18 protein-coding genes and 1 pseudogene are annotated in these 21,528 nt (G+C 54.1%); 8 read left to right on the top strand and 11 right to left on the bottom strand.

Annotation, left to right across the window (positions count from 1 at the left end; translation table 11 throughout):
- The first annotated feature begins 23 nt into the window (after positions 1-23).
- From FAZ11_RS18840 to FAZ11_RS18870, 7 genes and pseudogenes are all read left to right on the top strand, one after another.
- Positions 24-1,229, top strand: a complete 1,206-nt coding sequence (locus FAZ11_RS18840) for a tyrosine-type recombinase/integrase (protein WP_058767693.1) — start codon at positions 24-26, stop codon at positions 1,227-1,229.
- Between the two features lie 37 nt (positions 1,230-1,266).
- A pseudogene (locus FAZ11_RS18845) lies at positions 1,267-1,799 on the top strand (DEAD/DEAH box helicase); the annotation flags it as partial.
- 253 nt (positions 1,800-2,052) lie between these two features.
- Complete coding sequence (locus FAZ11_RS18850; RefSeq protein ID WP_158295288.1) at positions 2,053-2,286, top strand: type II toxin-antitoxin system Phd/YefM family antitoxin; 234 nt, start codon at positions 2,053-2,055, stop codon at positions 2,284-2,286.
- A gap of 10 nt (positions 2,287-2,296) precedes the next feature.
- Positions 2,297-2,581, top strand: coding sequence for a type II toxin-antitoxin system RelE family toxin (locus tag FAZ11_RS18855; protein WP_081049670.1), 285 nt, complete (start codon positions 2,297-2,299; stop codon positions 2,579-2,581).
- Positions 2,582-2,905: 324 nt separating this feature from the next.
- Entirely contained in the window at positions 2,906-3,463 is a 558-nt protein-coding gene (locus tag FAZ11_RS18860) for a hypothetical protein (protein WP_058767696.1), read from the top strand.
- Between the two features lie 362 nt (positions 3,464-3,825).
- Positions 3,826-4,473 (top strand): hypothetical protein, encoded by a 648-nt coding sequence (locus FAZ11_RS18865; RefSeq protein WP_275044837.1) that lies wholly within the window; start codon positions 3,826-3,828, stop codon positions 4,471-4,473.
- A 14-nt stretch (positions 4,474-4,487) separates the two neighbouring features.
- Positions 4,488-5,588 (top strand): hypothetical protein, encoded by a 1,101-nt coding sequence (locus tag FAZ11_RS18870; RefSeq protein WP_058767698.1) that lies wholly within the window; start codon positions 4,488-4,490, stop codon positions 5,586-5,588.
- Between the two features lie 156 nt (positions 5,589-5,744).
- Here the strand turns inward: FAZ11_RS18870 and FAZ11_RS18875 are convergent, their stop codons facing one another.
- The 10 genes from FAZ11_RS18875 to FAZ11_RS18920 all read right to left on the bottom strand — a co-directional run bounded on the left by FAZ11_RS18875 (position 5,745) and on the right by FAZ11_RS18920 (position 19,066).
- Positions 5,745-7,904 carry a YecA family protein gene (locus FAZ11_RS18875; protein ID WP_058767699.1) on the bottom strand — a complete coding sequence of 720 codons (2,160 nt, stop codon included), beginning with the start codon at positions 7,902-7,904 and terminating at the stop codon, positions 5,745-5,747.
- 850 nt (positions 7,905-8,754) lie between these two features.
- Positions 8,755-9,666, bottom strand: coding sequence for a SphA family protein (locus FAZ11_RS18880; RefSeq protein WP_058767715.1), 912 nt, complete (start codon positions 9,664-9,666; stop codon positions 8,755-8,757).
- 58 nt (positions 9,667-9,724) lie between these two features.
- Positions 9,725-11,368 carry a CocE/NonD family hydrolase gene (locus FAZ11_RS18885; protein ID WP_074528211.1) on the bottom strand — a complete coding sequence of 548 codons (1,644 nt, stop codon included), beginning with the start codon at positions 11,366-11,368 and terminating at the stop codon, positions 9,725-9,727.
- A gap of 303 nt (positions 11,369-11,671) precedes the next feature.
- Positions 11,672-12,310, bottom strand: coding sequence for a 3-isopropylmalate dehydratase small subunit (leuD, locus tag FAZ11_RS18890; protein WP_058772862.1), 639 nt, complete (start codon positions 12,308-12,310; stop codon positions 11,672-11,674).
- Complete coding sequence (gene leuC / locus FAZ11_RS18895; protein WP_058767704.1) at positions 12,307-13,716, bottom strand: 3-isopropylmalate dehydratase large subunit; 1,410 nt, start codon at positions 13,714-13,716, stop codon at positions 12,307-12,309. The genes leuD and leuC overlap by 4 nt, the downstream gene beginning before the upstream one ends.
- Before the next feature lie 6 nt (positions 13,717-13,722).
- Entirely contained in the window at positions 13,723-14,508 is a 786-nt protein-coding gene (locus FAZ11_RS18900; RefSeq protein ID WP_058767705.1) for a hydroxypyruvate isomerase family protein, read from the bottom strand.
- Position 14,509: 1 nt separating this feature from the next.
- Complete coding sequence (locus tag FAZ11_RS18905; RefSeq protein WP_058767706.1) at positions 14,510-15,661, bottom strand: CaiB/BaiF CoA transferase family protein; 1,152 nt, start codon at positions 15,659-15,661, stop codon at positions 14,510-14,512.
- 47 nt (positions 15,662-15,708) lie between these two features.
- Positions 15,709-17,319 carry a bifunctional 3-(3-hydroxy-phenyl)propionate/3-hydroxycinnamic acid hydroxylase gene (locus tag FAZ11_RS18910; protein WP_074528213.1) on the bottom strand — a complete coding sequence of 537 codons (1,611 nt, stop codon included), beginning with the start codon at positions 17,317-17,319 and terminating at the stop codon, positions 15,709-15,711.
- Between the two features lie 55 nt (positions 17,320-17,374).
- Entirely contained in the window at positions 17,375-18,181 is an 807-nt protein-coding gene (locus tag FAZ11_RS18915; RefSeq protein ID WP_058767707.1) for a citryl-CoA lyase, read from the bottom strand.
- 24 nt (positions 18,182-18,205) lie between these two features.
- Positions 18,206-19,066: a dioxygenase family protein gene (locus FAZ11_RS18920; RefSeq protein WP_058767708.1), complete on the bottom strand. Its 861-nt coding sequence runs from the start codon at positions 19,064-19,066 to the stop codon at positions 18,206-18,208.
- Between the two features lie 132 nt (positions 19,067-19,198).
- On the opposite strand from FAZ11_RS18920, the gene FAZ11_RS18925 reads away from it, so the two are divergent.
- Complete coding sequence (locus FAZ11_RS18925; RefSeq protein WP_058767709.1) at positions 19,199-20,110, top strand: LysR substrate-binding domain-containing protein; 912 nt, start codon at positions 19,199-19,201, stop codon at positions 20,108-20,110.
- Here the strand turns inward: FAZ11_RS18925 and FAZ11_RS18930 are convergent.
- Positions 20,093-21,337, bottom strand: a complete 1,245-nt coding sequence (locus tag FAZ11_RS18930; RefSeq protein WP_058772887.1) for an MFS transporter — start codon at positions 21,335-21,337, stop codon at positions 20,093-20,095. The genes FAZ11_RS18925 and FAZ11_RS18930 overlap by 18 nt on opposite strands.
- Positions 21,338-21,528: the final 191 nt, after the last annotated feature.

A 21,528-nucleotide genomic window follows, 5' to 3' on the forward strand; every position in this document is an offset into this window, starting at 1 on the left:
GGGTGTGGGTTAGAGGAGGAACAATGGGTAAGCTGACCAGTAAGACCGTGGAGTCGATCGTCAAAGCTGCAACGCCAGGCAAGACCAACGATGGCGACGGCCTCTACTTCCAGGTCTCAAAGAGCGGCGGCACAAGCTGGATCTTCCGCTATAAACTCGACGGCCGAAGCCGCGAAATGGGGCTAGGCCCCTTCCCTGCCGTTACCCTCAGCCAAGCCCGCCAGCTGGCCGCCGACCAGCGCAAGCTCCTTGCCTTAGGAAGCGACCCACTCGCAGCTCGCGATGCTGCAAAGCAAGCCAAGCGCGAGGCAGAGCGCCAAGCCGCAGCACGTCGCATTACGTTCGAGGATCTGGCTCGCGACTACCAGCAGGCACATGGGGGCAGCTGGTCTGAAAAATGGCGGAAAGGCTGGCTACGTAAGCTGGAGCTCTACGCCTTCCCAAGCATGGGTAAATTGCCTGCGGACGCCATAGGTACTGACCAAGTGCTGGCTGTCTTGCGCCCCATCTGGGCGACCAAGACTCGCACCGCCGATGAAGTCCGCGGCCAGATCGAACAGATACTGGATGCAGCCAAAGCCCGGCGCCTACGCGAGGGGGAAAATCCTGCCCGCTGGCGCGGTCATCTAGACAACCTGCTCAGCAAAGCAGAGAAAAAGAAAGCCAGGCAGCGCCAGCACTTCCCAGCACTGCAATGGCAAGACACCCCAAAGCTGATAGCTGCCCTGGCCAAAATCGAGACGCGTGACGCCGTCGCCGCCAGGCTGCTGATCCTAACTGGCGCGCGACACCACATGATCCAACATGCTCAATGGTCTGAATTCGACCTCAAAGCAGAAGCCTGGGCTCTACCTGCTGAGCGAATGAAGATGCGGAAACGCTTCGTCATCCCTCTGCCACGTCAGGCAATCGAAATGCTGGAGATACTGAATAATAATCATTCGACATATCTATTTCCCGGACGGGGAAAGAGCGGCGTCATGCACAGCAATGCAATACGCAATCTGCTGCACAAGCTGGGGTATGAAGACATCACAAGACACGGCTTCCGGTCCACCTTTCGGGACTGGGCAAACGAGTGCACAAGCTACCCAAGAGAGGTTTGCGAGCTTGCGCTTGCCCACGATGAGCGCGATCAGACGGAGGCAGCCTATTCACGGTCCGATCTTCTCGAAAAACGCAGAGCGCTGATGACGGACTGGGCAAATTTTTGCACAAATTTGCAATGACGCAGCAAACACGACACTAGCAATACGACAAATCTAGCTGTGCCGTCAGGAGACGGCGCTAGGCCGCAAGGTTCTGGCCTATACCGTCTACAGCGGCCCCCGGGAAACGACCAGCCGGCTCAAGCAATCGCTTGAGCCGGCTGGTCTGAAGGTAGCGGTACTGCGTGCCTCGGTGGACACAGCCCGCGCGAGGATTGGATTCTCGACCAAGTAGATCGTGGCGTCGGCGTGCTGATCACTAACCGGGAGCTGGCGAAGTCTGGGCTGGATCTGCTGGACTTCCCGACCATCGTCTTCCTGCAGCAGGCAACGCGACGGTCGTGTCGGATCGGTCAGAAGCAGGCGGTACGAGTGCTGTTCTTCCGCTATGCCGGCAGCTCGCAGATCACCTGCCTGCAGCTGATGGCCAAGAAGATCGCAGTGGCTCAAAGCACGTCGGGAGACGTTCCAGAGTCAGGGCTCGTTGCGTTGAGCCAGGATGGTGATTCGGTCGAGATGGCATTGGCTAGGCAATTGGTCAACGGAGGAAATTTAGCTCCTCTTAGGAGATGCCCTCCTTCGCTGGTCTGACTGATCACCTACAAGCGCTCCATCATACGGATCAGACCGACCTTCAAATATTTGTATTTTCTTACGCATAATTTTGTGTATCATGAGTTTGCGCGTGCCATACCTATGACCAAGCTAAATACTTTGATCGCACCGACACGACAACCGAATTGACTTAGACGATCACACTTACCTAACGCTAATTGATGAATTGAGGCCACAGCGCATGAGTGCACTCCTAGACCGGGCTGAACAGGCGGTGTCCGCTACAGCAATGGTTCGAGGCTTTAGCGCGAAATTGAAGGAGGTTACCAGTGGTGAGGTCACTCACCTGGTGATTTTCAAGGACAACGAGCCGGCTGCAGTGTTGGTAGGAGTAGAGACCTATCAAGCTCTGCAAGACGAACTCGAAGACCTACGTGCTGAACGCCTCGCCATTGAGCGCCTTTCCACCTTGGACAAACAGAAGACAGTGAGCCTTGAGGACATGGAGGCTCGCTTCGAATAGGCGAAGGCTGATGAAATGGAGCGTTCGGTTTCACCCTGATGTCGAGCAAGATCTCGTCCAGCTAGGCAAAGCTGAGGCGAGAAGGGTACTGAAAGTCATCCGGGAGCGGATCGCTGAAGGTGAACCTGAAAAAATTGGCAAGCCGCTCCGTGGTGCCCTCGCAGGGTATCGAAGGATCAGAACCGGCGATGTACGCATCGTTTACAGGATTGAAGGCACAGAAATCATACTGGTTCTATGCGTAGGGGCCAGACGTGACGACGAGGTTTACGAGGCTGCCAATAGAAGAGTCTGAAGAGATTCCCCGCTTCGGCGGGGTTTCTTTTGTCTATAGCTCACCGACCACACACCGCTCGTCGCACTAGATGGCTGCTAGCTGCAAAAATTTCCGAAAGAGACGGCCAACGTTCGGGAGCAACGTCTTGAGAACGACAGCTCTCGACCCATTGCAGACCTTCGCGTGGGGCGGCAATCGGCCAAAAGTAGCCAGTCGCAGGGTCTAGTAAAACCGGCGCGATTCAAACCTCGGAAACTCGCCGGGCACGCGGTAACCGCTTGAACAGAAGGTGGCAATCTGCTATTGCACATCAGGCCGATTGTCCATGTTAGGAACGGACACATGCGACCAATATCGATCAATGCCCACCAGCTAGCGGCTGCGCTGCCCAAGATACAACCTGGCCTGCAGAAATATAGTGCCATCCAAGCGCTGGTAAAGGCGGACACCACAGGGTTCAAAGACCCAATATTAAGGCGATCGTACAATGGCTTTTACCGTGTACGACGCGGCCAGCTATGGCAGTCAGCCTACTTCCACCTCATGCACCAGACTCAAGAACATGGGTATGGCTTCTCGGAAGTTTTCACAGCATTGCATCGCACCACAGGCAGGTATGAAGCTTCATTCGCCAGTAAGCTGGTAGCAACACTGGATACTTCTCAGCCCGTCATTGATTCAGTGGTACTGAAAAACCTTGGCTGCAAACTCCCAACCGCGACATCGACACAGCGCTTGCAGAACATTGTGGCTCTCTATAGTGATCTGCAGCAGAACGTTCAAAGCTTCCTATCATCGGCTGAAGGTCGCGCTTTGGTTGGCCAGTTCAAAGTCTCGTTCCCTCACCATACAATTTCTGACGAAAAGGCGGTCGACCTTGTGCTTTGGCAGATGCGCTAGCCATGGTCAGCAATGGGTCGGATAGCGACGGCCAGAAGCGGAAGTCGACGAGCGACCGCTACCGACCCGAAGCTGCCGTTGCCGTGGGCAGCTAGGGGCTAGGAGCAGCCGGTCGCTAGTCAGGCCTCTACCCAAAAACTCGTGTTACAAGCAGAGTTGATGTGTGGTTGCCCAGTGTTTTGTTGTGAGCTAAGTTGCCTGCGACATTTGAAAGATGGCCCTCATGGAATCGGAGATTCTGGTAGGGTGTGATTATCTGGAGGCAATCTTTGGCGTGTACCTGGCATATCGTTTTGTCATCCCGCGGAGTGTCGGGTCACGGCACACAGAACTTTCTCTGGCAAAACGGCCCTGTCTACATCATGGACAATCACCGGGCCGCCTGGTGGTGCTGGCTACGACACATAGTGCCCGGCGAACCGATTGACCTTTTTCATATCGATCGACACACCGATACGCTGACTAGCAATTTGCTGCTCTGGAAGCAAAGCTTACCTACACAAATGCATGGTGTTTCTCTACAGGACTATCTGGGTTACCGAACCGAAGTGAACGGCTTTGATACGGTGACGATTCGATGGGATAACTACCTCAGCCTCTTCCTCGAATATGAGCAAGCGAACCTCGGAAGTGTTTTCTTCGCGACGCATGGGGACGGTGATGCCCCTAATCTCATCTCAGGCTCGTGGCGGGACATCGTTCCCTGGGAGTTGCCTGCCAATTTCGACTTCTACTTGAGTCAGGGAAATAACTGGATCGTTAATGTTGACTTGGATTATTTCTTTTGCGAAATGGACGATGGGAGCTGCCAGCGCTTTCTGGCTGAGAATTATGTGCGAGACCTATGTTTGGCGATCAAGAGGAACCTGGACAATGGTCGGATCAAGGTTCTGACGATTTGCCTAACACCTGATGATGATGGCTTTAGCGGTGGATGGGCCTCTGCGGAGACGCTGTGTGCCGAAGTCTGCCAGTACTTAGGGATCTACGACTTCCGGTTACCTTCTTGAAAGACTCACGAGTCATGACCAATCAATCACAGTCGCAAGCGCAAGGCGTCTGGATATTCGAAGAGCAGGATGCCGAAGGCTTTTCCACAGGGCGAACTGCTGCCTTTGAAGGGGTAGCGCTGCAGCCACTGAAGTACGCCGACCTTGTCAACATGAAGCTTGACCGTCCAGTCACCATCCCGCTGAGCTGGTCCGGGGCTCGCGTCGTCAAAAGTGACATACCAGATCTATCTGTTGCGGAGCTGGCTAACATCAACACCACGCTGGAAAGCACCTTTACGAATAGAGCGATTGGCCTTGTCCGCGGTGGTTGGCTGCCATCCGGACTGGCCCTACGGGACAACATGGTGGTGATGCCTGATCGTTGCACAATCAGTGATCTGGCGGAGCGTTATAGAGACGGGCAAAAGATCCGTCATGGAAATGATTTCCTTGATATTTTTCAAGACAAGCCTATACAAATCAATCCTGGGTTATATGCCATGGAGGGCAACAAGCGACAATTGCCAACCGCTGAGCAAGTGGCGGATCAGTGGGCCGAGGCCTGCAGAAAAGTCCGGGCGGCGCTGCCTGACGCCCAGCTCACTCCGGACTCGGCAGTACAAGGTATTGCAGGACTCTTGGACGAGATGCGCGAGAACATGGTGCGCAAAGTCCAGTTTCTGTGCCGGGTAGCTCCCATGCTGCAGTCACCAGTCAGTAGACGTCGCCGTCCGCTAGTTTGGCGTCAGGTACTTGAAGTAGCCCAGTGCTGTGGCTTGCCCCGACACACGCTGGTCGTGCTTGCTGCGATGAGCATTATCTGCGTCAACAATGGCGCCGGCCCTGCGAAACGCCTGATCAAACCCTCGGCGAAGTATTCCGCCGAGGATGCCCACAATGCCTTAGCGGATCTACGAGCACTCGAGTTGCTCTGCCATTTCTACGCACTCCTTCCCCAAGAGAACATCATGCTCTGTACGGGGGACAAGAATCTGGCGCTTTTCTGGGCAGGTATGCGTGCTTCTGACTTTGCGTACGAAAGCAATGGGGCCATGAGCTACAAGCTTTCGCCACTCGATGCCCTGTTGCCCCATGTCACTCCCGACCTATGGGAGGCCTATACGCAGGGGTAACTCGCCACAGGCATTGTCGGTAGCCTGTGGATCTGGAGCACTGATAGTCGGAAGCCGTAGAGCGCAACAGGCTGAGGTCGGGCCATTAAAGCCAGGACTATTCAGTGAGCTATCGGGCAGGCCTTCATCTAGACATCGCCACCCCAAAATCTGGCCTCAGAGACAGCACTTTTTGTACTTAATGCCGCTTCCGCAAGGACACGGGTCGTTGCGTCCATACTTCTTAGGAGCGAGCGCCCTTTCCATCGTCTTAATAGCCCTTCCGAATGGAGAAGAAGGCTTCATGTCTTTGGTTAACTCATCCATCTCAGGGGATCGTTCCCAAGGGAAACTGAGCGTGATTCCGAATTGGATTTCGCCCTTGAGCCCCACAGACACCCCGTACCAATGTGCAGCCCGCTGAGCGTACTTTCGTTTGGCGCAGTGCACCTCCAGAGATCTGACGGCCTCTTGGCTGGGTGCAGGATTGCAATGGAAGCAAATCCCCGTACCCGGCTCAGACATTCCCAGTACGAAGTCATGCCGTTTGCCATCCATCTTTGTCATGTTGGTCAAGCCTTCGATGGCCTTATGAACCGTCTTGCACGATTCCTCCCCCATAGACAGCAGAGTAAACCCCAGCTCAAGAACCGCAGGATCAGGCAGGCGCTCGATCTGCTCAATCAATCGCTCGTAAAACGTCCCCCTCATCTTGGTGAGGATGCCTTCAGGGACTCGCTTGCCGGGGAGACCTTCCCGCCGAACAGTCATCGCGGTGTCCAAATCCGCTGCGATAGAGTCCTCCATCATTACTAGGTTGTATTCGTCATCGAGCCAAAGGTTGCACCGCAGATGGTAGGCAAGAGCGGTGAGCTCGTGCCCCATCATCAGCTTATGTGACGCCTCAAGGCGCATTCGGACGTAGCTCAGAAAACGCAACGGTGTATCCAGCATCTCTGCTAGTACATCCAGCAAAAATACATCCATCACGAAGGGCGGGCGAACAATCTCATCAGAGTTATATTTTAGGTACTGGCTGGCTTGAAACGCTAGTGCAGGGTAGTGATCGGACACCACGCAAAATGGGTAGATTTCCTTAATCTGCTTCGGTAGCACGACAGCCTGGCCACGATCATCTTCGAGCCTGCATTTTCCGGAGTTAATAGCCGCGGCGCACTCCGCCCCTTGGTCATAGGCCTTCTGAATCGCTGCGGCGAAGTCAGCCTTAATTTGCCCATCGTTACCTTTGCGGGCAGCTAGGGTTAATTTCTTAGCTTTTGCCTGAACGATGATGATCCGGTCACCAAAAACAACCAGTACGTCCGCTTCTGCAACAATCCGCCTGCCCTCAAATAGATTGACGTTGGTATAGACACCGTCCTTTCCAAAGATGGAGGCGAGGCGGCGCTGAGAAAACTGTTCGGTGAAGGCTCCTCGATTGTCCGAAGCCTGTTGCTTGTAGTTTTTATCCTGGTTCATCCAGAAGAAAGGCGACTCGTAGAGCGCTTCGTAGACTGAGTAGTGAGAGAACAGCAACACTGAGCCACGCCCTGTCGGCAGCAATGGAGTTGCTGCGACTTGGTTGAAGTCTCCAATTTCCTTGAATAGGCCATTGTGGCCACTGAACGTTAGCGCTTTGAAGACTGCTTCAACGACATTAATCTCCTGACCAGAACGCTGGGCCATCTCCTGCGCGGTGAACTCGAAGAGCTTAAGAACCGGGCCTACAGGTATTTCTCCTACCATGGTTTCGCCGATCAATCCTGCTTCATCGGTTGCCCGCGCATCCATCAACGAACACATCGCACTCGCCACTCTAAGAGCCTGGGCACTGCTGAACCCCATGACTCTCTTTAGCCAGTCATCATCAGGGGCGTGCTTCTCTACAAAAAAATCACGGTACTGGAAGCTGTAGGCTGACTCGGTGCCATAGAAAATTGGCTCCTTCATCATTGCGCCTTGCCAAAAATCGTCCATGGCGGCGCCCTGTTGAGCCTGAGACATCAGCTCGCCGATTGTCAGGCCGGTCATAGCGTCGTGAAGCTCGCCTAGCAATTCGTCAGTGCGGGAAACGTAACCTCTCAGCGTGCCTTCATCAACCTCAGTTAGATCCACAGGTTGACACATCATCAGCCCCAACAACGTGTTTATTTCATTGCGATTGAGTCTTTTTCGGTCAAACAGATACTCAAGGTCGGAAACCTTGTACTCACCTTGGAACGACACGAGGTTGTCACGCCAACATATAGCGGCCACAGCATGAACATAACCAGGCTGGGATGTTAGAACTCTTAATTCCTCAAAAACTCTAGCTTCGCTTCGTTGCGTAGGATGCATTCCCGCTACTCCAAGGTTCATGATTAAGAATTAAGGTCGGTGGACGCTCCTCACCTAGTACAAGCTGATGCGACAGCCGATCATTAAATTAGTGAAGATAGCAAAAAATTACTGCGGATATGTCCGAAAATCAATGGAATTGACCACTCTGAGGTATCGGACGCACCGCGAGTAACCAAGACTGGGACTTGCAATATTCATATACTGGGATGTACGTGACAATCTTGAGGATAACAGCTTGCGGCTGTAGGAGCTGGAAGTGGAAACTCCGAGCAACTCTTCATTACGGCTGTGCTTCCAACCAGCCAATAGATGCCACATCGCTTGCGTGTCTTTCCCGACCAGCTAGAGGCATCTTTATGCAATCCGCATTGGCCGCTATTGGCCGTAAACAGCCTGCCGAAACCGTCCGCTTTGGGTCGAAAGCTGGCACCTTGCGTTCTATCGGTTATGCGTACGCTGGCTGCATCAACTGCAGGTAGCCAAGATGAAATCCGTAGAATCCCTCGCTCAAGACCGGGCATCTTCCACGTTGACTTGCTCAAGGTCAACATGGAGTTGCTGTTGAAAGGCCCGCGTTCGCCACTGGACCGCACGATGGCCGGCTCCATCATCGGGTATCGATTGCAGGCCGATGGGGCGGTCATCAGCTCGTTAGCACGTGACGTTAGCGATCGGATCAAGCCGCAGCTTGCAGGGCATCAGTCGGACGAGGCGCCTGCGTTCATGCAGACAGCCTAGGGTGGCGCGCCTGGTCTTGCCGAGGCGAAGCTAATTACGCTGGCCCAAACAAAGCGGCGCTGATCTTCTCAGCGCCGCTTGGTATGGTCATGCCAGTGACGCTCAACTATCAGATGGGAAAAGCGAATTGAATCCAAAATCGATCGCCCTTCGAGCGATTTTCTACGGCAAATTCATGCTGATACTTAGCGACGACTGCAACGCCCGGTGAGATGGTGTACCTGACCTGAGGACCCAGCGCAGCACTTTGTCCTCGGAAGCCATCCAGGTACTTTTCGCCGTCAAGTTCGTCATCAGTGACCTGCTTCGAATAGAACCCTTGGATGCCGATTTGCCATTTATCAGTAACCGAGTACCCCAGCAGGAGTTCACCACTCAGAACAGTCCCAGACTGGTAATTCGTGTCGTGATTCTCAGTATAGATTTCAGCAGTCATCGAAGTGGAGATTTCTGTTTTCGCCGTTGGAAACCAAGTGGTTTGCCAATTTGGTAGGAACCCCAAGTGATTCTGTCCAGTATTCGCGATCCGGTCTTTATCATACGCTCCTGTAGGCAGCGCCATGTCGAAGGGTGCCAAGAACATGAAGAGATTGTGTGAGGGGTTTGAATAACCGAACATCAGCGGGTGAACGATCACGTCGCCTACGGCGTTTTTGATATCCTTTTGGCCAACAACTGTCGTGGAGACGTGAAAAATCGGCACGATCACGCCAGAAGACAAATTAAAGGGCCCGAGTGTCTCATTCCACGTATGAACGATTCTTGGAGCGTCCACGGCGACTTCAGCCGAAAACTTCGGAACGGCCTCTTTACCATTTGAGCCTCGAAAGCTTTCCGCCTTGTAGTATTGAAAATAATTGTAGAAGTAAGTTTGGCCGGGAGCGGGAAGCAAACCGTTGAGCGCTGTATTCACACCAACTGGATAGTTCGTCAACCCGTTTTCAGTGGCGTGGGCACCTGCATTAAAAAACGTAAAAAACAGCGCACACAAAGCCATGCAACCTTTAAATGCTCTGCACATAAAGTTCACCATTATTGTTATATTTAGACCTCCGTCAAATGACGGAGGTCAGGTCTAGTTATTTAATGACAGGAATTATTAGGTAGCTCTGATATTGGCCGCCACAATAAAGCGTGTGCTTGCCGCTGTTGTTAGACAGATAGTGACCAGCAGCAAATAATCCAGGTCGGTAGCGGTGAATATCTGTACCTTGAATGATGACCCGAAGAGACTCTCCGGCTTCAAAGCGCGTGCTGGCAGGCCAAATTTCAACATCCAGTTGAACTGGAACTCCTGGCTCCAATGGCTGGAGGACACGGTGGGTATGCACAGGTTGGAAATCAGTTGAACGCACCTCATCGAGTTCCCGATGTGACGCACGTAGCCAGCCCAAGGCAGCAATCCCATCGTCGTAGGTAGCAAAGAAGGGAAAGCTCACAACTTCGCCGTTGGAGTCAAGCTTCTGCAATCCAACATACACGTCTGCATCAGTCGCAGTGTTAGCAGCCAGCCAAAGGCGCAGTTTAGAATGACCGGTCAGCTCAGTCCGTGTATCGAATTTTACATCGAAGCACAGACGATCAGCATTCGTCGAAACATACGCGCGCGTCGCCTCTGTCTCAACCGGATTTTCACTCAAACTAAGAGTTGAGTTATCCAAGTAAAGCTTGCGGTATTCTGTCCTCGCCAGCGGCCATTCGTTCTCTGAACGCACTTCTCCTTGATAAAAACTGTCACGAACCTCAATCTGAACTCGCGGCCAATTTTTTACTTCGTTGTCAACACTTTTGAGATAACGATCAAGGAATGCCATTTGCTTACGGACGCTTTCGTCTTTATAGAAGTATTGCCATTTTTTTCGGCCATGCACTTCCAGATATTTGTCCTCAGAGGAAATACGCTTAAAGGCTTCGAGGGTACCGCGTGTGTGCAACGCATGATCTGTCCAGCTAGCAACTATATACGCCGGAACTTTGATGTCCTCAAGCTTTGGAAGTTTGGCTTTCCAGTAGTCATCGAGCATTGGATGGTCGGCCATTGCGGCAGCTACGTCCTCAACCCGACTCTTTGAAAAGCTGACCAAGGATTGCCACCCCTCGGAAAACTGGGTGTTGGGTATTCCTCCGTGGAAAAAGAACTCCCGGTAGACATCCGTCACCCCTTCCCATGGAATGATCGCTGCCAGATGAGGAGGCTGCTCAGCAGCGGCTCCCCATTGACTGATGGCTAGGTAGGAAACGCCTAGCAGGCCAACCTTGGAGCTGCACCAATTTTGACGTGCAGCCCATTCGATGACGTCATACTCGTCTTGAGCTTCCTGTTTGCTAAAGAACGAGGCCTCGCCTTCGCTTCCCCACGTCCCACGCACGTCGGGGAACAGCAGCGCGTATCCTGTCCGGCACCACACCAAAGGATCAGCGGCCTCGAAGGGAGTATGTTCGGACACCGAGCCTTGAGGTACCTCTGCGCCAGGCCAAGAATCGAAGCTCAGATGAGGATGTTTGCCATATGGCGCCCAGCCAATCAGGCATGGGACGTCCGACATGCCTACAGGCCTGTAGATGTCTGCGTAAATTACCGTTCCGTCTCTCAATTCAATGCTGACGTCTTGTTCGAACAAAATGTCATCAGTGATTGGGCGGGATTGGCGGTTCAGTCCAGGATACCCACCCTGTGCAGGAGGAGTGCCTTCGCGAAATCGATCGTTGCTTTGAGAACTCATTTTCGAACCTCTTATTATTGTAATTCGAAGACGTCAACCACCTTTGCATCGCGGTGAGTTGCAAACTCGCCATCGGTTGCGTTCTAGTCTGCAATAGGTGTTGATCAATGGAAAATGACCTTTTTCAATGTTTTTGATCGATACCATCACTGATTTTATGGCCAGATGTTCGACCGCCCCGCATCAAATTCCGTCCTTGCTACTAACTATTAGCGTCACTGCAATAGGCCACCGCACGACAGATACTCAGGGGCATCTGAAGCGTTCGCTATCTGACTGCAGGATTCACTGAAAAGACGTGCGTTAATCGAATAACCATGGTAGGGCAGCCCGTCTGGCGTTTTCGAACGCGTTGATGGAGGTGCAGTGTGACAAGGTCAAGTCGATAGCGTCCCAACCATTAAGCAGCTTTTCGCGGACGTTTGATTCGATGTCGAAGCTAACCAGACTCCCCCCAGGTAAACTCACGCTACGGCTCTCAAGATCGACAACCACCTCGTAGGCCGATGCCGCACGAGCCTCGATGAAGATTTGGTCAATCACAACTTTAGGGAGCGTCACAGTGAGAATGCCGTTTTTCAGGCAGTTACCCTTGAAAATCTCGGCGAAGCTTTCAGCGATAATGGCTCTGAAGCCATACTCCGACAGTGCCCAAGGCGCGTGTTCGCGAGAGGATCCACAGCCGAAATTTGCGCGGGTGACGAGGATATTGGCTCCAGCATATTTGGACTCATTAAGCTCGAAGTCCGGATTCAACGGGCGCTTGGAGCAGTCCATTCCGAGTTCACCGACATCAAGGTAGCGCCACTCGTCGAAGGCAAACGGGCCAAACCCCGTTCGATGGATGGACTTCATAAACTGCTTGGGGAGAATGGCGTCCGTATCGACGTTATTTCTATCCAGCAAGGCGATCTGACCCTGCTCTCGCACAAACGGCCTCATGCTGGTAGCTCCGGAAGGTTAGTCAGGTGACCGGCTAAAGCAACGGCAGCGGCCATTGCGGGGCTCACCAAATGGCTACGCCCGCCCATCCCCTGGCGACCTTCGAAGTTTCGGTTGGAAGTCGACACGCATCGCTCCCCTGGGCTCAACCGGTCGGCGTTCATTCCCAAGCACATCGAGCAACCCGGCTCGCGCCATTCGAAGCCTGCGTTTAGAAAAATAGCATCCAGGCCTTCCGCCTCTGCTTGTCTTTTTACCGCCCCAGAGCCGGGCACAACCAATGCCTGAGACACATTCCTCGCGACGACATGGCCCCTGACAATACTTGCGGCAATTCGCAGATCCTCGATACGAGCATTGGTGCAGGAACCGATGAACACTTTATCGATTTGAATGTCTGTCATCGCCGTGCCGGGCTTTAGATCCATGTACCGCAGGGCCCGCTCTATGCCCTGTCGCTTGATCAGGTCTGGCTCGCTATCAGGGTTCGGAACCTGGCCGTCAACGCTGACAACCATTTCCGGAGAGGTACCCCAAGTGACCATGGGCTTGAGTTGCGTAGCATCGATTTCAAAGACGCGATCAAAGGCAGCGTTATCATCAGAGCGCATCGTGCGCCAGTATTGTTCGGCCTGGTGCCAATGAGCCTCCGAAGGCGAAAAGCGTCTGCCTTTGAGGTACTCCACAGTGACGTCGTCGACAGCCACGAGCCCTGTTCTAGCCCCGGCTTCAATGGCCATATTGCACAGGGTCATGCGCTCTTCCATTGAGAGGTTAGAGATCGTGCTACCCATGAATTCAATTGCGTAGCCTGTCCCCCCAGCCGTTCCGACCTTGCCAATGATGGCTAGCGCCAGATCCTTGGCAAATACACCGGGAGGAAGGGCTCCCACGACCATAACCGCAAAATTTTTGGACTTGTGCATCTGAAGTGTTTGGGTTGCAAGCACGTGCTCCACGTCAGAGGTGCCAATACCAAACGCTAGCGCGGCAAAAGCGCCATGTGTAGAAGTGTGCGAGTCCCCACAGACAATGGTCATTCCTGGCTGGGTCGCCCCTAGTTCGGGGCCAACAACATGAATGATCCCCTGATCTGCCGCTTGGAAAGGGAAATAGGCCAATGCGCCGCTTTCCTCGATATTGCGATCCAAGGCCTGAACCTGCTCGCGAGCCATTGAATCCTCGATGCCGCGCTCCCAGTGATTGGTGGGCGTGTTGTGGTCGGCGGTCGCCAGAATGCTCTTGTGCGACCATGCCTTCCTGCCAGCAGCCCGCAGGCCCGCAAAAGCCTGAGGGCTGGTGACCTCGTTGATAAGGTGCCGATCGATGTACAGTAAACACTCGCCGGCTTCTTCCTGCCGAACCACGTGACTGGCCCATAGCTTGTCGTACAGAGTCATTGCCATGTCAGATTACCGATTAATGCTCTGTGCGCTCGGCGCAGTCTGCTTTATCCATCCAAGACCATCCATGGTTTTGCCGGCTGGGATGTACTCGCACCCGACCCAGCCCGTGTAGCGTGAGGCGCCTAGCGCACTGCCCAGCTCAACAAGGGGCAGAAGCCCTACGTCAGGTTCGTGCCTGCCCGGATAACCTGCCAGCTGAACATATGAAGCTTTGGCGAGGTACGAGTCGATCGTTTCGACAGCCTCTAACCCTTCCATAGCCGCATGGTAGATATCCAGGATGTATCCTAAGCCAGGGCAGCGTGTTGTCCACTCGTAGGCCTGTCCTAAAGAGCGGATGAAGTAATTGGGAACGGCGGTTTGGTTGATTGCCTCGATGAGGACCGTAACCCCTTGGGCGCGCGCCGCTTCAATAGCCCAGTTGATGTTCCTGCTAAAGACCGGGCAGGCATCAGGATAATCAGAGGGATCTACGACGCCGGCAGTGACATGGAGCAAAGGCGCCTTGCAAACCGCTGCAAAGTGTAGCCCGATCAGAAAGTCGGCCTTGAAATTCCGTTCCTCTCCAATGACCGCCGCAAGGCCTTTGCTGCCCACCTGCAGCGGTACGTTGGCCAGCACCTGGGCGAGACCATTGCCATCAAGCAGATTGGCTACCTGATCGGCCGCTAGGCCCTCCGGGAACATGAACTCTACCGCTTCAAAACCAGCGTCACGCGCAGCTTTGAAGCGGTCGGCAAATGCCCACTCGGTAAACATGAGGCTGATATTTGCAGCGAGCCGAAGGGTCATATCAGACCTTCTTGCGATCGGTAGCGCGATACTTGTTGCGCAGCTCCGCGTCGTACTCGCCCAGTACCGGAGGAGCCGTTACTTCAAGAGAACGTTCACCATCGAACGTCACAGGGGATCGGACGGTTCTCCACTCACCTTCCGTTGGATGAGGCGCACTGATTTCCAACTGCAGATGTTTAGCCTGTGGGTCTTCCAGTGCTTCGCTGGTGTCGTACATCGGTGCATGCGGAACATCTTCAGCTTCAAGCCGCCGGCACCATTCCGCGCGGTCTTGCTGCTGGAATGCAGCACCTAGCAATTCGATCAACAACTCCTGGTTTTTGATGCGCTGGACGCGGTCGCTATAGAGCGGATCCTGGAAAAGATCTGGACGCTCGATGGCATTGGCCAGTCCTTGCCAAAACTTTTCGGGCGACGACATGTGGAGGGCGATCCATTTGCCGTCGGCACACTTGAGCACATAGGACTGCGAAACGCTCGGGCGGCTGTAAGGGCCCATGATCTCGTCGGCGGAGAAATAATGCGTGAACGCGTCGAGGTTAAAATGGCACATCGACTCCAGCATCGACACCTCTACAGTGCGCCCTACTCCCGTAGCATTGCGCTCATGTAAGGCCCCCAAAATGCCATAGGCTGCATAAAAGCCCGTCAGAGAGTCTGCCATTGCAGGCCCTACCACACGTGGATTGGCTGGGTTGATCAAAAGACTCAAGAAGCCGCTCGCCGCTTGAGCCACGGTGTCATAGGCGGGGCGCTTTGAAGCAGGGCCATCTTGCCCAAAGCCACTGATGGCGCAATAGATCAGACGCGGATTGATTTCCCGCAGCCGCTTCTCGCCCGCTCCCAATCGCTCAGCCGCACCAGGACGGAAGTTCTGGATGTAAACGTCGGCGTCCCTGATCATCTGATCAAAGATTTCGAGATCTTCCTCAAGCTTGGTGTTGAGGGTCACGCTGCGCTTGTTGCGATTGTAGGTCTGAAAGTGAGGGCTATAGAGTCCACCCTGAAACGCACGAAACGGATCGCCGCTACCAGACTGCTCGACTTTAATCACCTCGGCGCCGAGGTCAGCCAGCAGCATGCCGGCATTGGGGCCAGTGATGAACGTGCCTTGCTCGATAACACGAATGCCGGATAGAACTTTGGCCATTTCTTACTCCTGATGCTCGTCTGACGAGCTAATTCTTGACGGATGGATCAGCTCACAGCGCGAGCGAATGACGTCGACGGCACCTCAAGCGAGACAGGATCTTCAACTCGCAACTCGCGATGAAACTGGTCGATCAGGGTCTGAAGCTCGACAGCAGCGCGGGCGCCGCCAAAAATGTAGAAATCAGGACGTATGAGCACGCCTGTAAAACCGGTGTCATTAAAGAAACGGGTAAGCTTGCCGGTGATATCGTGGATGGCATCGCCCTGCGCCGCTTCCGGTTGAGCAAGGAAAACGCACTTTCCGCCCAGCCGCTTAAGCAAAGCTTTGCTTTCCTCGGAAATCACCCCATACGCCGACGCATCCTTTAACAGCAGCGTGAAACCGGTGCCAAGGAGAGTGTCCATCCGGTCGGTGGCCTGGTTGGAGAGGATCTCGGCATGAGGTGCAAGTCGTCCGACCCACTCGCTATCAAGGTTTGCTAACGTGCCTTGCTTCAGGTGTGGAAATGCGGCCATGCGAGGGAAGGTGCCGTCGAAGAACGCCTGATCGCGTTTAGCGGCGAGCGCTTTGTCCGCCACGCACACGATTTCGCCCAGATAAACAGAGGTATCAATGATGTCGGTGATGTGTGGTTTGCGCTCGACCTCGTAGTCGTCCAGCAGCGCCGTATCACAATGCCCCTTCAGAACCAGATCGAGCCTCCAGCCGAGGTTTACGGCATCGCGGATACCTGAGCACATACCTTGTCCCATGAAAGGCGGCATGGTATGCGCGGCATCGCCTACCAGAAATACCCGCCCTTCACTCCAACGTTCTGCGACAAGTGAACGGAACGTGTAAACCGCGTGCCTCACTAACTCGGCCTGATCACGCTTAACCCAGCGATCGAGGAGGCTCCAGACATATTCAGTGTCGTCAAGCCGCTCGCGTGGCTCATCTGGAAGCCGCATGATTTCCCAGCGGCGCAGTGGACGCCCATCCTTGATGCCACCTGGTACAAACGTTGTAGGACGCTCGGGGTTGCAGTACTGACCGGCAGACGGAATGTCGAGCTCAACGCCGTCGTTAAGCATAACGTCTACCACAAGCCAGTCGGCCTGGAAGCCACGATCAATCCAAGGAATATTCAGAGCATTGCGCACCGCGCTGTTGGCCCCATCGGCGCCGACCAGGTACTTACCATGCAGCTCTACAGCAATACCTGTCTCGTTATTGACGACCTCAACGACAACGCCATCGTCGGTATGAGTGAACGACTTAGCCTCATGCTGCAGCATCACGTGCACGTTCTTGAAAGAACGTACTTTCTTATCCAGCTCTGCCTCAAGCGACGGCTGGTAAAAGAAATAGGCCTCTGGGCCTCCTGAAATGGAGTCGACCGTCCAATCGATCTCTAGCAGCGTTTTCCAATCTTGGTTCATCCACTGATAGCGCGGCGATGGAGCACCAAATGAAGCGAAAGCGTCCGCACAGCCATGTGCTTGGAAAGCACGATGGATTTCATGATCCATACAAACAGCGCGCGGCAATGGGTACGCATAGGCATGGCGTTCCAGGACAGTGACGCTGTGGCCATGCTGTCCCAGTATGACCGACAACATCCGGCTCACCGGGCCGTAGCCTATGATCACCACATCAGATTCAATCTTTTTCATCTCAAGCCTCGGTTCTTATCTTTGTAGGCGTGTTTCTGAAAGCGTTTCGCAAGGCTTATTCGTGAGCTTCAAAGTCCTCTGGAACGTCGCCGGTATATTCGAACTCGCGGGTTGCCTGGTAGGAGAGCGCGAAGCCGATCGGTGCGGTTTGCTCCTCGTAAAGGTGGGCAACCAGTCCAGCGCTACGGGCCAAAATAGGAACGCCTCGAAGTGCCGTCAGCGGAAAGTCCGCGCCCAATAACACTGAAGGAATGGCGGCAGAGACGTTGAGCTTCAACTCGCGGCCATAGATATCGGGGATAACGCTCTCAATCGCTTCCGCGATCTTGACGTAGGTCAAGTCAGAGCCAGCGACCTCCGCGGTAGTGAAAAGAGCTTCTACGCGCGGATCTCGTGCTTTGTGAAGCGGATGCCCGTAGCCAGGAAGTGGGCGTTTGGCAGCGCGATATTCCGAAACTACAGCATGCGCCGCATCGGACAGGGCCAAGCCTTGGTCAATACGACGTTTGACCGCATCGAGCAGGACGCCAGCATCAGCTGAGGCGCCCAAAATGACCGAGCCACAACCGAGCAGTCCCGCTGCCACTGCACCTTGCATGGCCTCAGGTGAAGCAGCGTAAGTCATGCGCGCGGCCTGGACGCTGGGTACAAGCCCATGCTCTGTGATCGCAACGAGGGTGGCATCCAACACGGCGAGCGAGGAAGCGCTTGGCTTCTTTCCAGTAACAAGTGTGAAGAAGTATTCACTGAAAGAAAATTTGCCGATGACGTCATCACACAGGTTCAGACCGCGAACAACGATCGTGTCTTCGTTTGAAGTGCAGATGGCACTGCGAGGTACGGTTTCTTTACCAATTTTCATAGTATCTTCCTAAAGGGGCTCGGCTTAGATAGCGGTCAGACGGAAGTCGAACGGCACGCTGTAGTAAGGAGCGGTCATTTGTTTGCCATCGGGAGCGATCCCTGCTGGATGCTCGACGTAATCGATGATCAAACTCGGCTTAACACCAAATACGCAGTCCGAATCCAGGTACGGCCCATTGGCAACGAACAGTTGCGTATTCACCGGGTAAAAACCGTCCGCACCGATCTTGAAGTGGATATGCCCAGGGCGATTAGGGTGCCGCTTCAACTTGCTCTGCATCAGCCCTGCAGGGCCGTCCTGTGGGATGGGGTAATAGCTGGGGCGGATTGACCAGAAAGCGTAGTTACCGTGCTCGTCCGTACGGAAAATTCCACGAGCGAGCATCTCGGCCTGATCGGGAAGCTGCATGTCGTAGTTGCCGTCACCATCGCCAGACCAGACATCCAGCGCAGCGTTGGCGATTGGCCTACCGTGGCCATCCAAGACCTTGCCGTAGTAATAGGTTTTTTCGCCACTGACTCCCGTGGAAATGTCGGCTCCAATAGGCAGCTCTGGGGCACCAGCCCAGTAATAGGGGCCCTCAACGGTCTCTTCCAGGCAGTCTTCACCACGATGCTGGTTCAACCCGATCGTCAGGGTAGAGACACCCAACAGGTCAGACAGCAGGATGAACTCTTGACGTTTATCGGTGCAGATTGCCCCTGTAGCTGTCAGGAATTGGATTGCGCTAATCCATTCCTCAGGAGTGAGCTTGAGCTCTGCCACGCATGCGTGGAGGTGTGTGACCACACTGGTCATGATTTGCTTGAAACGAGCATCCTCACAATTTTTGAAGCTGTCGAGAACTTCCTGAAGGTGGGCAGCAGAGTCGAATTCGACCATTGGGGTATCCCCTGTTGTTATTGGATGGAGACGGTTCTGAATCACGTGAAATGAGAATAAAAGCGTTCAACCACTCAGAGAAGTGATAAATTTACATAAAAACAATCGATGACATCACTGGTTGAGGCGTCTATGGAACTCCGGCATTTGAGGTACTTTTCGGCACTGGCAGAAACGCTTAACTTCACAAGGGCAGCCCACAGAACACACGTGACCCAGTCGACCCTTTCCCATCAAATCAAGCAGTTAGAAGATGAACTCGGCGTTCAGCTTTTTGACCGGATCGGAAAGCGAGTGGTGATCACCGAGGCCGGTGATCACCTTCTCGCTCAAATCGCGCCGGCACTCAGGCAAATCGATGTCGCGGTGAATTCATTGAGCACTCCAGCAGGCTCAATGGTTGGCCACATACGCGTAGGCGCCACGTATAGCTTCAACGCCAGGTTGGTTCCGCAGTGCATCGCCAGCTTTCTAGCGCCGAACCCAGGTATTCGCGTTACGGCAGAAGAGCTCTCACAGGCTAAAATCGTAGAGCGCCTGCTTTCGGGCGACCTGGATCTGGGTATTGCCTACCGCCCCCAGGAAAACCAGGAATTGTGGTTTGAGCCGCTGTACAACGAGGAAATGGTGTTGCTCGTGCGTAGCGACCATCCCCTCGCCCGCCGCAAGCGTATGAGGATGGTAGAGCTTCACAACGTACGGATGGCACTTCTGCCCAAAGTATTCAGTACACGGCAACAGTTGGATGAATGCTTCAGGGCATGCGGGGCGGAGCCGCTCGTAGTGGCTGAGATGAACACCGTCCTCCCCATGATCGAACTGATCCGCCAAACCGATCTGGCAGGAATCGTGGGGGAAAGTGCTACAGATATGGTGGAGGGTCTGAGCGTGGTCGCGTTAGAGAACCCGACACCAATACGGACACCGGGCCTGATCTGGAAAAGAGGAGGCCCGGATGATTCCGCGATCAAGCAATTTGCGGCAGTGGTCAGACGGGCTACCGAAGCCGGGATAGCCGCGAACGACTCAAGCCTTAGCAGGTGAATCCAGATTCTGTTGGGGGTTTCGTTTGATCGGTGCTGTCTCTTTCAAAGCCAGCCCGACAAGGAACCCCACCACGAGGCCCGCCATAGCTAAGTAGAGCGTGTACTGGATGCCGTAGTTTTTGGCAATGAACCCCGCTAACGCTGGAGCTACCCCGCCTCCGAAAATTTCACCGATCCCGACCACCACGCCAACTGCCGTCGACGCCAAGTGCGCCGGCACCGCCTCGTTCGTTAGAGGCCCTACGGTGAGACAGGTAAGGCTGAAGTTGAAGAAGGTTGCCATGAACAGGAAGCCGAACAATTTAATTGGCTCCGCGCCCGTTCGAATCAGCATGAAAAGGAAGACGCCGGTGCCCACGAACGAAAGTAAAAGGACAGCCCTCCTCCCGATGTAATCGGATAATGTCGGCAAAACGAGCTGGCCGGTAAATCCCCCAAACCCTATCGCTGACATCACGAAACCCATTTGTTGAACGTCAAGCTTAAGATAATCGGTGAGGTAATTTGGCATCATGGCACTGACGACGAAGAGACACGTCAGTATGCAAAACATGCTAAATACGTTGACGATGACGTTTCGATACTTAAAAACGTCCGCCCAGCGCTGAGGCGATGAGGTGAGCGATGGTGTAGCCGCTTTAGGCGCATCACGCATGATCTTGTACATGCACAACGCGAGCACGAGACCAGGAATTGCCACGATTACGAAAACCCAGCGCCACGACGGAACCACAAGAAGCAGTTGCGTAGCCAGCACTGGGCCAAGGCCCAACCCCAAAATTGGAAACATGGCCTGCTGGATCCCGATGTTCATCCCTCGGCGAGTCGACTTGGAGGCCTCTGCCGTGGCGGCGATGCTGGTAGGGGTAAACGCCCCCTCGGAAATACCCATTACTGCGCGTATCAACAGCAGACCGGCAATACCGGTCGCCAAGCCGGACGCGCCTGCCAACAGCGAAAACATCGCAACGGACGCGATTAGTATGCCCCTGCGTCCAACGCGGTCTGATAGACGCCCCATCAATACAGCAGAGACCCCCCAAGCAATCGCCAGGGCCGCAGAGATGTTGCCCAGATCCTGATAATCCAGATCCAAGTCCTGCATCATCACAGGAAAAAGGGGAAGAATGATGAAGCGGTCTAACCCGACTAACCCAAACGCCAATGAGAGCAGTAATACCGCCTTCCACTCATAACCCGTGTCCCATCTCTTGTAATCGTCCATCACGCACCCCTTGCTCTGAGTCATGAACGCCAGACAGCCTTCGGCCACCCGAACGCTCCAGGTATAAAAAAAAATTTTCGCTGTCGCAGACCTCCCGGTTACGGAGGCAGGTGAAGGGGGACACGCACGCGGGAACGATTTGAAGTTTTTCTCATGATTTGTCCTTTATTTTTTTGTCGGACTGGTTCAAC

Source organism: Pseudomonas rhizoryzae (genome assembly GCF_005250615.1).
Taxonomy (GTDB): Bacteria; Pseudomonadota; Gammaproteobacteria; order Pseudomonadales; family Pseudomonadaceae; genus Chryseomonas; species Chryseomonas rhizoryzae.

What these genes read in the sequence shown, in the direction of transcription:
- FAZ11_RS18840 (WP_058767693.1), top strand. Translation starts at nt 24, where the DNA reads ATGGGTAAGCTGACCAGTAAGACCGTGGAGTCGATCGTCAAAGCTGCA.
- FAZ11_RS18900 (WP_058767705.1), bottom strand. Translation starts at nt 14,508, where the DNA reads ATGACCCTTCGGCTCGCTGCAAATATCAGCCTCATGTTTACCGAGTGG.
- FAZ11_RS18875 (WP_058767699.1), bottom strand. Translation starts at nt 7,904, where the DNA reads ATGCATCCTACGCAACGAAGCGAAGCTAGAGTTTTTGAGGAATTAAGA.
- FAZ11_RS18885 (WP_074528211.1), bottom strand. Translation starts at nt 11,368, where the DNA reads ATGAGTTCTCAAAGCAACGATCGATTTCGCGAAGGCACTCCTCCTGCA.
- FAZ11_RS18905 (WP_058767706.1), bottom strand. Translation starts at nt 15,661, where the DNA reads ATGGCCAAAGTTCTATCCGGCATTCGTGTTATCGAGCAAGGCACGTTC.
- FAZ11_RS18870 (WP_058767698.1), top strand. Translation starts at nt 4,488, where the DNA reads ATGACCAATCAATCACAGTCGCAAGCGCAAGGCGTCTGGATATTCGAA.
- leuD (WP_058772862.1), bottom strand. Translation starts at nt 12,310, where the DNA reads ATGAGGCCGTTTGTGCGAGAGCAGGGTCAGATCGCCTTGCTGGATAGA.
- FAZ11_RS18920 (WP_058767708.1), bottom strand. Translation starts at nt 19,066, where the DNA reads ATGGTCGAATTCGACTCTGCTGCCCACCTTCAGGAAGTTCTCGACAGC.
- FAZ11_RS18855 (WP_081049670.1), top strand. Translation starts at nt 2,297, where the DNA reads ATGAAATGGAGCGTTCGGTTTCACCCTGATGTCGAGCAAGATCTCGTC.
- FAZ11_RS18925 (WP_058767709.1), top strand. Translation starts at nt 19,199, where the DNA reads ATGGAACTCCGGCATTTGAGGTACTTTTCGGCACTGGCAGAAACGCTT.
- FAZ11_RS18880 (WP_058767715.1), bottom strand. Translation starts at nt 9,666, where the DNA reads ATGTGCAGAGCATTTAAAGGTTGCATGGCTTTGTGTGCGCTGTTTTTT.
- leuC (WP_058767704.1), bottom strand. Translation starts at nt 13,716, where the DNA reads ATGGCAATGACTCTGTACGACAAGCTATGGGCCAGTCACGTGGTTCGG.
- FAZ11_RS18865 (WP_275044837.1), top strand. Translation starts at nt 3,826, where the DNA reads ATGGACAATCACCGGGCCGCCTGGTGGTGCTGGCTACGACACATAGTG.
- FAZ11_RS18860 (WP_058767696.1), top strand. Translation starts at nt 2,906, where the DNA reads ATGCGACCAATATCGATCAATGCCCACCAGCTAGCGGCTGCGCTGCCC.
- FAZ11_RS18850 (WP_158295288.1), top strand. Translation starts at nt 2,053, where the DNA reads ATGGTTCGAGGCTTTAGCGCGAAATTGAAGGAGGTTACCAGTGGTGAG.
- FAZ11_RS18930 (WP_058772887.1), bottom strand. Translation starts at nt 21,337, where the DNA reads ATGGACGATTACAAGAGATGGGACACGGGTTATGAGTGGAAGGCGGTA.
- FAZ11_RS18910 (WP_074528213.1), bottom strand. Translation starts at nt 17,319, where the DNA reads ATGAAAAAGATTGAATCTGATGTGGTGATCATAGGCTACGGCCCGGTG.
- FAZ11_RS18915 (WP_058767707.1), bottom strand. Translation starts at nt 18,181, where the DNA reads ATGAAAATTGGTAAAGAAACCGTACCTCGCAGTGCCATCTGCACTTCA.